Here is a 12,524-nt window from a genome sequence, read left to right on the forward strand (position 1 = left end):
CCGACGACGTGGGTGCACCGCGACCACGCGCCTAGAAGACGCCCGGCAGTACTTCCTCTCGAGCCTTCGCGTAGCTGTCTTCGTGTTCCTCCAGGTACCCCTGCCACGCTTCGGCGTCCCAGATCTCCAGCCTGGTGATCGCCCCGATCACCACGCATTCCTTGCTGAGCCCCGCGTAGCGGCGGAGCTCGGGCGCGATGCTGATGCGCCCCTGCCCGTCAGGGCGTTGCTCGTCCGTCCCGGCGAACAGGTAACGCTGGTAGGCCCGGACGGCCTCGTTCGTGAACGGGGCCTCGGCGACCTTGCGCGCCATCTGCTCGAACTCGGCGCGGGGGAAGACGAAGAGACAGTGATCCTGCCCCTTCGTGAGCATCAGCCCGCCGGCCAAGGCGTCGCGGAACTTCGCGGGCAGCGCGAGCCGCCCTTTGTCGTCCAGCTTCGGGGTGTGGGTGCCGAGGAACACGGCCTCCACCTCCCTACCGCATCCGGTGGCGGACCACCGGCTGCGGCTCCGGGGCTTCCCTTCCGCCCCACTGGCCACCACCGTACCCCACTTTTCACCACAGTCAACGCGACAAAACCGCGTCTCACTCCGTCGTGTCTCCCGTTTGCGCTGGTCAGCAAGGTGGGGGTGAGTGGGGGGTGCGGTGGGGCACCGTGGCCAAGATCCCCCGCCGTGGTGGACCAAAGCAACCTCAGCTGCCCCCGGAACGTCCGCATAACGGCCGCGAAAGAACCAGTACCCCCTTCCGTGGGGCCGGGTGGGGACACGGGTGGGGCCCGGTGGGGATCCGGGTGGGGTCCGGTGGGGACGCGGGTGGCGCGAAGCGGGGAACCCGGATGACCAGCGCACCGACGTGACGGAACCCGGATCGGCGTGACCAGAGGGTCAGCACGCGTGACGGGAACGCCAACTCACGTGATTGGGGGGTCGACACGCCGTCTGCCGCCGTGTCGACCCCCCAATCACGCGTGCTGACTCTTCGATCACGCGTGATGGCTCCCGGATCACCGGGACTGCCCGTCCGGCCACGGTTCGTGCCCCTTCGGGCACCCGGGTCAGGCTTCGGGGGTGACCAGAGCGGCGACGCGGGACGCGAGGCGGGCGCTGTCGACCGGGGTGACGGTCACCCACTCCTGCCCGCCGCGGCCCGCGGTCTTCGTCGCGCAGTACGCGCCGACGTCGGTGTCGAACCACGTCAAGCCGCCCGTGCGCTCGACCCGGCCCGACGCGGCCCGGCGGCTGACGCTGAACTGGCCCGCCGCGTACACCGGGCGGGCCTGGATCGCCAGCACCTCCCGCAGCTGGGCCGACGACGCCGCCGCCGAGCGCGCGCCGCGTTCGGCGAACACCGGGTCTTCGACGCCGGAGTCGAGCGCGGCCGCGGCGAGGCTGACGCCGTAGCCCGGGCCCGCCGTCAGCTCCGGCAGGACGTCGACGATCGCCGTGCACAGCTCGCTTTCGCGGATGCCGTCCAGGCTGATGGTCTGCTCCGGCTGGACGGCCAGCACGCCGCGGCGGCCACGGACCGCCGTCACCGCGCGGAACGGCACCTCCGCCGTCATGTCGGCCAGCGCCTCGCACGCGACGAACACCTCCCCCGCCGCGAGCAGCTCCAACCGGTGCGCCAGCGCGGGTTGGAGCCGGGTCCCGTCGTAGAGCCCGCGCCCGGCGAGGTTCTCGTAGACCGCCTTGCGGACTTCGCCGCGCTCCGCGTCGGTCCCGCCGACGCTGCGCACGCCGAGCGGCTCCGGCGGCCGGTCGTGGCCGAGGTCCGTCCAGAGGATGTCGAACGCCGACGCGGAGACGCGGATCAAGCCTGCCCCAGCGCCGGCGGGGCCGCGAACGTCTCGGCCGGGACGTGCCCGTGCAGGGCCGTGTCCCGGGTCCGGAGGACGTCGATCGCCTTCTGCCGCGCGGCTTCCGCCTCGGCGCGCCGCGCCTCCATCTCGTCGGCCAGCCCGGCCAGCACGAGGATGTTGCCGGCGCCGGCGGCGTCGCGGATCATCGCCGCCGGGTCGTAGGTCACCGGCGGCGGCATGTCGGCCCGGGCCCGCGCGGCCGCGTCCGCCTGCGCGCCGACCGCGGTGCCGACCGACGCCGACACCGCGGCGGAGTCCGACAGCCACTGCGCGGCCCGGCCGAGCGAGGCCCGCGCCGCGTCACCGCCCGGCCCCTGCCAGGTCTCGTGCGTGCCGGCGATCAACGCGGCCAGGTCGGCGGTCGACTCGTGCAGCCGCTTCGCGAGCCCGTCCCAGCGGGCACCCACCTCGCCCGCGGCGACCGGGTCGTTGTCCCGCTCGACCTCGGCGGCCATCGCCTCGTGGCTGTAGGACTCGTACCGCGCGGCGGGAACGGGGGGTTCGGCGTCGGGCACGGCACACCTTCCGGTCGTCGGGTCAGGGCAGCTTGGGTTCGACCAGCCCGGCCACCGTGCCCGCGCGGCGGCACGCGAGCGTGGTGTCGGTGAAGCCGGAGTTGCTGACGTCGACCTGGACGCTGCCGGAGTCCCCCACCCCGAGCAGCACGGCGCAGGTGCCGTCGGCGGCCTTCTTGTCCGAGACGCGCAGCGCCGGGTGGGCGCCGACCGTCGTCCTGGTGGCCGTCTTCTTCGCGACGGCGAGGTCGGCCAGGCCGTTGCGCTCGTCGAGGGTCACGGTGACGCCGAAGCTCGCGGGCACCGTCCAGTCGCACGCCCGCGCGCCGGCGATGTCCTTGGGCTTGCCGAGCACGCTCACCCCGGCGCTCGACCGGTCCGCCGGCGAGAGCAGCGTGCACGGGTCGAGCGCGGCCAGCGTGCCGGGCGCGGCCGGGGGCCGCGACGTCGGCGGTGCCACGGTCGAGGCGTTGCCCGCGACGGCCGGCAGCGCGGGTTGCTGCCCGCAAGCGGCGAGCAGCAGCACGGCCGGGGCCCACAGATACTTCTTGTGCACGCTGTCAGCCACCCGTGCAGTCCACGCCGTCCGCCGCCGTCTCGTCGGCGTGCTGGTACTTCGCCAGCGCCTGGCCGATCCGGTGCTTGAGCGTCTCGAGCTCCTTGCCGAACGCGGTCAGCTGCTGCACGGCCGAGCCCTGCCCGCCGATGCCGTACTCGGCCATGAACTTCCCGATCTCCCCGGCGTACCCGCCGCCCAGCGGAACGCTGCGGCCGAGCACCTTGGCCTCGCGGACCATCTCGCCGACGACGTCCTGCAGCTGGCCGAGCTTCGCGTAGGCGTCGGTCGCCAGTTCGGGCGCGACCGCGAACCCGCGGACGTCGAACGGCGGCTGCGTTCGCACCTCGCTCATAAGCGGTTACGCCTCTCCGAAAGCGGAAACAGTCGGGCGACCTCTGACAAGAAGAGCGTACGACAGTGCAGGGCGTCAGCAGGAGCACCCGGAATCGGGTGACACTGCACCCGATCGGAGTATCGTCCCTGCTTGCGCAGTGTCATCGATCGCCATCGCGACGGTCAGGCCGGCGGCTTCGCGGGGTTCCGCCCCTCGGTTCGCCCGGGTTTGACACACTGGATGGAAGGCTGGTCGCTGCGCGGACAGCAGCCAGGGGGCCGACCGGCCCGGCTGGTGCGCACTCCGCGCCCAGCCATGCGCCACCAGGAGGTCGAGTGACGTCGAGAATCCAGTCTGCGACGCCCGGATCGGGCGAGCAGGCATCCGGGCGACCGCCTTATCCGGCGGACGCCTCGGGCAACGGCCGGGTGAACGCCCGGCCGGGCAGAGTGTCGCTTGACGAACTGCACGAGGCCGCCCGGAAGATCGCCGCCAACGTGGAACGGGTGCTGGTCGGCAAACCCGACGTCATCCGGATCGCACTGGTCACCCTGCTCGCCGAAGGCCACCTGCTGGTCGAGGACGTGCCCGGCGTCGGGAAGACGTCGCTGGCCAAGGCGCTGGCCCGGTCCATCGACTGCACGGTCAGCCGCATCCAGTTCACCCCGGACCTGCTGCCGAGCGACGTCACCGGCGTCTCCATCTACAACCGCCAGTCCGGCGAGTTCGACTTCCGCCCCGGCCCGGTGTTCGCCAACATCGTGGTGGGCGACGAGATCAACCGCGCCTCGCCGAAGACGCAGTCGGCGCTGCTGGAGTGCATGGAAGAGCACCAGGTCACCGTCGACACCTCGACCTACAAGCTCGAAGAGCCGTTCATGGTGATCGCCACGCAGAACCCGATCGAGATGGAAGGCACGTACGCGCTGCCCGAAGCCCAGCGCGACCGCTTCACCGCGCGGGTCTCCATCGGCTACCCCGACCAGCAGGCCGAGCTGGCCATGGTCGACGAGCACGCCGGGCACAACCCGATCGAGGACCTGCAGCCGGTCTCCGACGGCGAGACCGTGCACCGGCTGATCGAGACGGTCCGCGGCGTGCACCTGGCCCCCGAGGTCCGCCGCTACGCGGTCGACCTCGTCGCGACGACGCGGCAGCTGCCGGAGATCCGGCTCGGCGCGTCCCCGCGCGCGACGCTGCACCTGGTCCGCGCGGCGCGCGCCCAGGCGGCGCTGTCGGGTCGCGACTACGTCGTCCCGGACGACCTGCACACCGTCGCGGTCCCAGTGCTGGCGCACCGCCTCATGCTCACCACCGAGGCCCACGCGGCCCGCCGCTCGGCGACCGACGTCGTGCGGGCGGTCCTGCACCGCGTCCCGGTGCCCCAGGGCTCCGGCCCGCGCCAGTAGTCCCTTCGGCGAAGGTGAAGAGAACCGCATGCTGCGTGCCCTGTCCGGCCTGACCACCCGCGGCCGATGCCTGCTGGCCGCGGGGCTCGCGGCCGCGGTGTGCTCGTTCGTCCTCAACGAACGCGACCTGCTGCGGGTCGCCGTCTTCGTGGTGGCCCTGCCGCTGCTGGTCGCCGTGTTCATCTCGGCGACGCGGCTGCGGATCGGCGCCACCCGGGCGCTGCACCCCCAGCGCGTCGCGGTCGGCGCGAACGGCGAGGTGCAGCTGGAGCTGTGGCGCAGCGGGCGGCTGCCGGCCGGCGAGATCCTGCTCGAGGACGGCGTGCCGTACGCGCTGGGCTCGCGGCCGCGGTTCGTCGTCGAGCGGCTCCCGCACGACAGGCGCGTCGCGCTGCGCTACCCGCTGCAGCCGGTGCTGCGCGGGATCCAGCAGGTCGGGCCGCTGCGCGCGACGATCACCGACCCGTTCGGGCTGTGCGAGTTCGAACGCGAGCTGATCGGGCACTCGCGGCTGGTCGTCGTCCCCCGCGTGGTCGCGCTGTGGGGGCTGCCGAGCGGCGCGGGCATCGGCGTCGGCGACGACGGCACCGTCCGGCTGCACGCCGGGCAGGGCGAGGCCGACGTCATCGTCCGGCAGTACCGCCAGGGCGACGACCTGCGGAAGGTGCACTGGCGCTCGACCGCCCGCCGCGACGAGATCATGGTTCGCGTCGAGGAACGGCCCTGGCGCGGCGGCACCACGGTGCTGCTCGACAACCGCGCCGCCGCGCACCACGGTTCCGGTCCCGCCGCCAGCCTGGAGTGGGCGGTGTCGTTCACCGCGTCGGCCGCGCTGCACCTGCGCCGCGCCGGGCACCGCGTCCGGCTGGTCAGTGAGCACGGCGTCACGCTGGCCGACACCCCCGGCGACGGCGGCGACCACTACGACCACATCGTGCTCGACGCGCTCGCCGCGCTGCAGCCGGCGCACCAGCGCGACATCACGCTGGCCCGCGACCCGGCCGACGGCCAGGAGCTGATCGCCGTGCTCGGCACCGTCAGCACCGAAGCCGTCCACGAGCTGACCCAGTTCCGCCCGCGCGGCATCCGCAGCCTCGCCGTCCTGCTCGACACGCCCACGTGGTCGGCCGGGGTGAGCGCCCCCGAGCAGCGGGCCGCCGCCACCGAGGACTCGGCCGCACTGCTGCGCGCCGCCGGCTGGGGCGTGGTGATCGCCGGACCCGGCTCGCCGATGCCGCAGGTGTGGGCCGAGCTCTGCCAGGCGGGCGCCCGCCGCGGCACCCTGATCGGCGGGAACCGATGAGCACCGCCGCCTCGCCGCGTCCGTCGGCCACCCCGCCCCGGCGTCCGTCGTCCCAGCACCCGCTCTCCGCCTGGCGCGCGAGCCTGCTCGCCCCGGCCTGCGCCGCGATCGCGACGCTGTGCGCGGCGACGTCGGTGACCAGCGTCGTGGCCGGCCTGGCCTGGTTCGGCTACCTGTTCGTCGCCGTCCTGCTGATCGGCGCGACCGGGCTCGCGCTGCGCTCGCTGCAGGTGCCGACCGTGCTGGTCGGCCTCGGCCAGCTGCTGGTCCTGCTGTTCCTCATCACCGGCGCCTTCACCACGCACGGGATCCTGCTGGTCGTCCCGGGCCCGGACGCGTTCACCGAGCTCGGGAACACGCTCTCGGCGGCGGCCGAGCAGATCCGCGTCGGGCTGCCACCGGTCGAGGGCAGCCAGCCGATCCTCTGCCTCATCACGATCCTGATCGGCCTGGTCGCCGTCCTGGTCGACACGCTGACGGTGGCCGCCGCGGCGCCCGCCGCGACCGGGCTCGTGCTGCTCTGCGTCTACGCCGTGCCGGCCGCGCTGTCCGAGGACATGCTGCCCTGGTGGACGTTCCTGCTCGGCGGGGCCGCGTTCGCCGGCCTGCTCGCCGTCGACGGCAACCACCGGCACCAGCGCTGGCGCACCCGCGACGCCCCCGGGCGCAGCGGCAAGCCGGGCGTGCTGTCGGCACCGGTCGCGGTCGTGGCCGCGGCGGTCGTGCTCGGGCTCTTCGGCGGGGCGATCACCTGGGTCGGCACGGTCGGGCGGATCCCGTTCGGCAACGGCGGCGACGGCCCGGGCGCGGGCGCCGGCGGGTTCGGCATCCAGCCGTTCACCGAGCTGCGCGGCATGCTCGACCAGGGCGCGAACCGGGAGCTGTTCAAGGTCCGGGGCCTCGGCACCGACCGGCGGCTGCTGCGCGCGATGACGCTCGACACCTACTACCCCAACAAGGGCTGGGGCATCCACGACGACGGCCGGTCGCAGCAGGGCATCCCGATCACGCCGCAGCTGCCGCCCGCCCCGGGCGACGACGGCGCCGGCCCGGCCCGGCGGGTCGACGTCGAGCCGACGAGCTGGCGCGACAACTGGCTGCCGGTCTACGGCGCGCCGCGCGCGATCGACGGCGCGGGCAGCGGCTACCTCTACGACCAGGTCAGCGGCACGGTGTTCACCACCCGCAGCGAGGTGCCGCCGTCCTACACCGAATACGCGTCGCTGAAGGAGCCGACGGCGCAGGAGCTGCGCGTCACCGACAAGGTCGACGACCTGCCGCCGCGCTACACCCAGCTCGAGCGGGTCGACGACCGCGTCCGCGCGAAGACCGACCAGCTGATCGCGGGCAAGTCCAACGACTTCGACCGGGCCAGCGCGATCTGGCAGTACTTCACGGCGCAGAACGGGTTCGTCTACGACACGCAGACCGCGCCGGCCAACGACGCCGACGCGCTCGCCGACTTCATCCTCAAGGGCAAGCGGGGCTTCTGCGAGCAGTTCGCCTCGGCGATGGCCGTGATGCTGCGCGTGGCGAACATCCCGTCGCGGGTGGCGATCGGCTTCACCCCGGGCGTCCCGGTCAACGACTACCTGTCGATCACCACCCAGGACGCGCACGCGTGGGTCGAGGTGTACTTCGGCGACAAGGGCTGGGTCACGTTCGACCCGACCCCGCTGTCCGACGGCCGCGGCATCACCCCGTCGTACCTGCAGGCCGGCGGCGAGAACGGCGACCAGCCGGACGACACGCAGGTCGCGCCGAGCACGGTGCAGCCGAGCGCCGCGCCGACCGGCGTGCCCCGCGACACCGGGCCGAACGCGCAGGCCCAGGACACCCAGCAGACCGACGACGGCACGCCCGCCTGGGCGTGGATCCTGGTGTACGTGCTGGTCGGCTTCGCGATCCTGGCGACCCTGCTGGTGGTCGTCGGCGGAATCCTCTACCGGAGACGACCGGGGGTCACGCCGGAGAGCGCGCCGGCCCGGACCGGGCTCGGGGCGGTGCTGACGAACTGGCTGCCGCTGATCACCACGGTGCTGTGGGTGGCCGTGCTGGGCGTGCTGTCGTCGCTGCTGTCGTGGTGGTTCGGCTTGATCGTGGTGCTGCTGCTGGCCGCGTTGCTCGGCCCGTCGGCGGCCCGCGACGTCGGCCGGCGGCGACGGCTGCAGGAGATCGTCGGGCAGCGGCCGGGCGCGGCGGACGCGGCGTGGTCGGAGCTGCGGGCCGAGTGCGCCGACCGCGGGCTGCCCATCCCGCCGGGCGACACGGTCCGGGTGGCCGGGCAGAAGCTGGCGAAGAAGCACCACCTCGACGACGAAGGCCGCGAAGGCCTGCGCACGGTCATCGGGGTCGTGGAGCGCTCCTGGTACGGCCAGGACGGTGAAAGCGATCCGACGCTGCCCTCGGCGTTCGACCACCTGCGCCGGAGCCTGCACCGCAACGCCCCGCTGTCCTGGAAGGGCCGTCTCTTCCCGCGCTCGATCTTCCGCAACCGCGACTGACCGTTCCGGCCGACACACCACCCGGACCGGCCAACACGCCGAGCGCCGACCCAGCCCCGGCCGTGTCGGCCACTCCGGTCAGCGAGTTGGCCACTCCGGTCAGCGTGTCGGCCACTCCGGTCAGCGAGTTGGCCACTCCGGTCGCCGGCCGCTGTCACCCAATGTGATGACCGGGGCAGGCCGGTCATCCGAAGTGGGTGAGCACACAAGAAGATCCGCGTCCCACCGGGCGGGCGGGACGCGGATCTCGTGGTCTTGCGGCGCTACTGCTCTTCGAAGCGCTGGCGGAAGCGCTCCTCCATCCGCTGGGTGAACGAGCTGCGGCGGCCGCCTTGCTGCTTGCCGCCTCGTGAGCCCGGTCCACCGCCCTTGCCGTCCGATTCGGCGCCGTGCCGGATCGATGTGACGGCCAACATGACCCCGAAGAACATCACGAGGAACCCGAGCACGCTGATCAGCGGGATGTCGGCCACCCGGAACTGCGGCACCACCACGCCCAGCACCAGCAGGGCCACGCCCACTACGAACAGGGCGATGCCCTGGATACGCCGTCGGCGAGCGGGGCGACGCAACCGGGTGCCACGCACCGTGGATGCGAACTTGGGGTCCTCGGCATAGAGCTCGCGCTCGATCTGATCGAGCAGCCGCTGCTCATGCTCGGAGAGTGGCATCTTTCCTCCTCCGGCACAGCTGTCGCGGGCGCCGGGCCGCGCAACGTTCTGGACCCAACAGCCAACCCCAGGCGGGGTGGCACTGTCCAGGATACGAGGCCCGCGCCCGGACGACTACCCGATCCCGCATCCAGAAGGGATCGAATTGGGGTAAATCCGGGCCGAAGGGGGCTGACGGACCGTCACGATCGCCGATCGTGACCGGTTCAGGGCTCCCGCGGCGCCAGAAGTGAGGCCGGCCGGATGGCCGCGGAGCCGAACTTCGAGCGGGCGACGTCGGCCGCGACCTCGGCGTCCCGCCGCCGCGGCGCCGGTGAATCGAACACGAGCTGCTCGCCCGCTTCGCCGGTTTCGAGCCCTTCGACCCGGACGCCGATCAGCCGGACGGCGCCGGTCGGCGCGTGCTCCGTGAGCAACGCCACGGCGACGGCGTGGATCTCGCGGGCGACGTCGGTGGCCGAGACGAGCGTGCGGGCCCGGGTGATGGTCCGGAAGTCCGCGAACCGCACCTTGATCGAGACGGTCCGGCCGCGCACCTCCCGCCCGCGCAGCGTGGCGCCGACCCGCTCGGCCAGGCGCAGCAGCTCGAGGCCGACCTCGGCGCGGTCGTGCCGGTCGACGTCGAAGGTGTGCTCGGCGCCGATCGACTTGTCCGGCGACTCGGTGACGACCTCGCGCTCGTCGATGCCGCGGGCCAGCCGGTAGAGGTGCTCGCCGGCCGCGACGCCGAGCGACTTGCGCAGCCGGTCGGGCGGGAACGCGGCGACGTCGGCGATGGTGTCCAGGCCGAGCCGCCGCAGGTGCTCCTCGGTGCGGGCGCCGACGCCCCACAACGCCGAGACGGGCAGCGGGTGCAGGAACGCGAGGGTCTCCGCGGCGGGCACGACGACCATGCCGTCCGGCTTCGCCATGCCCGAAGCAAGCTTCGCGACGAACTTGACCTTCGCGACGCCGACCGAGCAGGTGATGCCGTGTTCGGCCGCGACGCGGTCGCGGATCCGCGCGCCGAGCTGGGCCGGCGTCGCGCCGAGCCGGCGTAGCGCGCCGCTGACGTCCAGGAAGGCCTCGTCGAGGCTGAGCGGTTCGACGAGCGGGGTGAGGTCGCGGAAGATGCCCAGCACACCGCGGGAGACCTCGCCGTAGAGGCCCGCGGTCGGCGGGATGTTGATCAGGTGCGGGCAGAGGCGTTTCGCGGTCGAGAACGGCATCGCCGAGCGGACGCCGAACTTGCGCGCCGGGTAGTTCGCGGCGGCCACGACGGCCCGCGGGCCGCCCCCGGACACGACGACGGGCCGATCGGCCAGCTCGGGCCGCGTCCGCAGCTCGACGGACACGAAGAAAGCATCCATGTCGACATGCAGCAGCCCACAGCCGGTGTCGTCCGGCACCGGTTCCCCCGGCCGGACCCGGAACCGGCCCATGCCGCCGGGAAGTTCAGCGTTTCGCCCCACGAGGGGGACGCTACCGCCCACCACCGACAGTTCCGGGCGGACGAGGCGTGCACCAGGGTGTGACCCGACCACGCCGTCCGAAACCCGCCATCGCCGCGCCCCGAGGCGTCACTTTCGTAGGGAAAGATGCGTCCGAGGGCCCTGAAACGCATCTTTCCCTACGAAAGTGACGGGGGTCAGGACGGGTGGCGGGCCAGCGCGTGGAGGCGGCCTGCGATGTTCCGGAGCGCCGGGGACGAAGCTGCCGCCTGCTCGAACGCCGCCAGGTCCTCGTCGCGGACGTCGCCCGGGACCAGGTCCGCGATCACGCGGTCGCCCTGCAGCAGGGTCACCTCGAGGCCCGCCGCTTCCAGTTGGGCGCGCAGGCCGTCGCCGTCGAAGCGGCGCAGGACCGTGTCGCCCGGGGCGATGCCGTCGACGCTCGTCAGCAGCTGCTGGGCCGCCGCCACCCGGCCCGCCAGGGCCCGGTGCAGCACCGCCGCGTGGCGGTTGGCCACCAGGACCGACACCGCTCCGCCCGGGGCGACCGCCGCCGCGAGGGCGGCCAGCACCGCGGCCGGGTCGTCGACGATCTCCAGGAGGCCGTGCGCCAGCACGAGGTCGGCCGAGCCGGCCGGGATGTGGCGGCCCAGCGCGTCGGCGTCGTCGGCGATCACCGTGATGCGATCGGAGACGCCTTCCTCCTCGGCACGGCGCTTCAACGTCGCGAGCGCGTTCGGGCTCGGCTCCACGACGGTCACCTGGCAGCCGGCCGCCGCGAACGGCACCGCCCAGCCGCCACTGCCGCCGCCCACGTCGACGACGCCGGGGTGCTCGGCGCCCCGGGCGCGGGCGGCCTTGAGCTCGGCCTCGAGCACCCGGCGAACGGCGCCCGAACCCCGGGCGGCCACGGTGTCCGTCTTCATGTCGCACAGAGTAGTGCCCGGTCCGGCTTTTCTCCCGGCTGGTCCCTTCGGGTGAACCGGAGTCACGACGCCTGGCCCGGTGGCCCCGCTGGCCACCACCCGTAGGCTGGTCGTCGTGCACACGGTCGCCGTACTCAGCCTCAAGGGGGGCGTCGGCAAGACGACGGTCGCCCTCGGTGTGGCCTCCGCCGCCCTGCGTAGGGGCACGCGGACCCTGGTGGTCGACCTGGACCCGCAGGGCAACGCCACGACCTCGCTCGACCCGCCCTACACCGACGCGACCCTCGCCGACGTGCTCGAGGACCCCACCCGCGCGACGCTCGAGCGCGCGATCGCGCCGAGCGTGTGGAGTGAGGACGTCGACGTCCTCGTCGGCACCGAGGAGCTGGAGCTGCTCAACGACCCGGACGCCGACAGCGACCGGCTGGCGAACTTCTCCCGCGCGCTCGACGAGCTGCACCGCGAGCCGCTGCGCGAGACGCCGTACGAGCTGGTGATCCTGGACTGCCCGCCGTCGCTGGGCCGGCTGACGAAGTCGGCTCTGGTCGCCGCGGACAGCGCGCTGATCGTCACCGAGCCGACGATGTACGCCGTCGCCGGGGCCCGCCGGGCCCTGGAAGCGATCGAGAACATCCGCAAGGAGCTCAACCCGGACCTGCGCCCGATCGGCGTGCTGGTCAACAAGCTGCGCGTGCGCTCCTACGAGCACCAGTTCCGGATCGCCGAGCTGCGCGAGAACTTCGGCCCGCTGGTGATGCCGACGGCGATCACCGACCGGCTGGCCGTGCAACAGGCCCAGGGCGCGTGCAGCCCGATCCACGAGTGGCACTCCCCCGGCGCGCAGGAGATCGCGCTGACGTTCAACATGGTGCTGGCGAAGATCCTGCGCTCCAACCGCGCCGGCCGCCACCGCGTCCACGGCGAGGAGCCCGAGGGCCCGGACTGGCCCGAAGGTCCGGCGCCGGAGACCGAGGCGGCCCCGGCCGAGGTGTCCGAATCCGCGGGGTGAG

General features: G+C 73.3%; 12 protein-coding genes. 4 read left to right on the top strand and 8 right to left on the bottom strand.

Features of this window, described 5'->3' with window-relative positions:
• Positions 1-31: 31 nt before the first annotated feature.
• The 5 genes from mraZ to ACLJQZ_RS10335 all read right to left on the bottom strand — a co-directional run bounded on the left by mraZ (position 32) and on the right by ACLJQZ_RS10335 (position 3,289).
• Positions 32-463, bottom strand: coding sequence for a division/cell wall cluster transcriptional repressor MraZ (gene mraZ / locus ACLJQZ_RS10315; protein WP_247054593.1), 432 nt, complete (start codon positions 461-463; stop codon positions 32-34).
• A gap of 596 nt (positions 464-1,059) precedes the next feature.
• A complete protein-coding gene (locus tag ACLJQZ_RS10320; protein ID WP_410619795.1) occupies positions 1,060-1,818 on the bottom strand; it encodes an ESX secretion-associated protein EspG in 759 nt (252 codons plus the stop codon).
• On the bottom strand, positions 1,815-2,318 hold the full coding sequence (locus ACLJQZ_RS10325; RefSeq protein WP_410620006.1) for a PPE domain-containing protein: 504 nt from the start codon (positions 2,316-2,318) through the stop codon (positions 1,815-1,817). The genes ACLJQZ_RS10320 and ACLJQZ_RS10325 overlap by 4 nt, the downstream gene beginning before the upstream one ends.
• An 82-nt stretch (positions 2,319-2,400) precedes the next feature.
• Positions 2,401-2,946 carry a DUF3558 domain-containing protein gene (locus ACLJQZ_RS10330; RefSeq protein ID WP_410619796.1) on the bottom strand — a complete coding sequence of 182 codons (546 nt, stop codon included), beginning with the start codon at positions 2,944-2,946 and terminating at the stop codon, positions 2,401-2,403.
• Positions 2,939-3,289, bottom strand: a complete 351-nt coding sequence (locus ACLJQZ_RS10335) for a hypothetical protein (protein WP_247054599.1) — start codon at positions 3,287-3,289, stop codon at positions 2,939-2,941. The genes ACLJQZ_RS10330 and ACLJQZ_RS10335 overlap by 8 nt, the downstream gene beginning before the upstream one ends.
• A 317-nt stretch (positions 3,290-3,606) precedes the next feature.
• Between ACLJQZ_RS10335 and ACLJQZ_RS10340 the strand changes: the two genes are divergently transcribed.
• From ACLJQZ_RS10340 to ACLJQZ_RS10350, 3 genes are read left to right on the top strand one after another with little or no spacing between them, the layout of a single operon-like run.
• Positions 3,607-4,680: an AAA family ATPase gene (locus tag ACLJQZ_RS10340; RefSeq protein ID WP_247054601.1), complete on the top strand. Its 1,074-nt coding sequence runs from the start codon at positions 3,607-3,609 to the stop codon at positions 4,678-4,680.
• A 28-nt stretch (positions 4,681-4,708) separates the two neighbouring features.
• A complete protein-coding gene (locus tag ACLJQZ_RS10345; protein WP_326951454.1) occupies positions 4,709-5,983 on the top strand; it encodes a DUF58 domain-containing protein in 1,275 nt (424 codons plus the stop codon).
• A complete protein-coding gene (locus tag ACLJQZ_RS10350) occupies positions 5,980-8,487 on the top strand; it encodes a transglutaminaseTgpA domain-containing protein (protein WP_410619797.1) in 2,508 nt (835 codons plus the stop codon). Before ACLJQZ_RS10345 ends, ACLJQZ_RS10350 begins: the two co-directional genes overlap by 4 nt.
• 263 nt (positions 8,488-8,750) lie before the next feature.
• Here the strand turns inward: ACLJQZ_RS10350 and ACLJQZ_RS10355 are convergent, their stop codons facing one another.
• The 3 genes from ACLJQZ_RS10355 to ACLJQZ_RS10365 all read right to left on the bottom strand — a co-directional run bounded on the left by ACLJQZ_RS10355 (position 8,751) and on the right by ACLJQZ_RS10365 (position 11,514).
• The gene (locus ACLJQZ_RS10355; RefSeq protein ID WP_410619798.1) at positions 8,751-9,158 is read right to left on the bottom strand and encodes a DUF3040 domain-containing protein; all 408 of its coding nucleotides are present in this window, start codon (positions 9,156-9,158) and stop codon (positions 8,751-8,753) included.
• Positions 9,159-9,364: 206 nt separating this feature from the next.
• Positions 9,365-10,579 (bottom strand): DNA polymerase IV, encoded by a 1,215-nt coding sequence (gene dinB, locus ACLJQZ_RS10360; protein ID WP_410620007.1) that lies wholly within the window; start codon positions 10,577-10,579, stop codon positions 9,365-9,367.
• Positions 10,580-10,785: 206 nt separating this feature from the next.
• Positions 10,786-11,514: a class I SAM-dependent methyltransferase gene (locus ACLJQZ_RS10365; protein WP_410619799.1), complete on the bottom strand. Its 729-nt coding sequence runs from the start codon at positions 11,512-11,514 to the stop codon at positions 10,786-10,788.
• Between the two features lie 115 nt (positions 11,515-11,629).
• Here ACLJQZ_RS10365 and ACLJQZ_RS10370 point away from each other — a divergent pair, with 115 nt between their 5' ends.
• The gene (locus tag ACLJQZ_RS10370; protein ID WP_326943029.1) at positions 11,630-12,523 is read left to right on the top strand and encodes a ParA family protein; all 894 of its coding nucleotides are present in this window, start codon (positions 11,630-11,632) and stop codon (positions 12,521-12,523) included.
• Position 12,524: the final 1 nt, after the last annotated feature.

Source organism: Amycolatopsis sp. cmx-8-4 (assembly GCF_046548675.1).
In the GTDB taxonomy this organism is placed as follows: Bacteria; Actinomycetota; Actinomycetes; order Mycobacteriales; family Pseudonocardiaceae; genus Amycolatopsis.

Excerpts from the sequence above, each read along its gene's own strand:
- ACLJQZ_RS10345 (WP_326951454.1), top strand. The coding sequence starts at position 4,709 with ATGCTGCGTGCCCTGTCCGGCCTGACCACCCGCGGCCGATGCCTGCTG.
- ACLJQZ_RS10355 (WP_410619798.1), bottom strand. The coding sequence starts at position 9,158 with ATGCCACTCTCCGAGCATGAGCAGCGGCTGCTCGATCAGATCGAGCGC.
- ACLJQZ_RS10325 (WP_410620006.1), bottom strand. The coding sequence starts at position 2,318 with ATGGCCGCCGAGGTCGAGCGGGACAACGACCCGGTCGCCGCGGGCGAG.
- ACLJQZ_RS10365 (WP_410619799.1), bottom strand. The coding sequence starts at position 11,514 with ATGAAGACGGACACCGTGGCCGCCCGGGGTTCGGGCGCCGTTCGCCGG.
- ACLJQZ_RS10335 (WP_247054599.1), bottom strand. The coding sequence starts at position 3,289 with ATGAGCGAGGTGCGAACGCAGCCGCCGTTCGACGTCCGCGGGTTCGCG.
- dinB (WP_410620007.1), bottom strand. The coding sequence starts at position 10,579 with ATGGGCCGGTTCCGGGTCCGGCCGGGGGAACCGGTGCCGGACGACACC.
- ACLJQZ_RS10350 (WP_410619797.1), top strand. The coding sequence starts at position 5,980 with ATGAGCACCGCCGCCTCGCCGCGTCCGTCGGCCACCCCGCCCCGGCGT.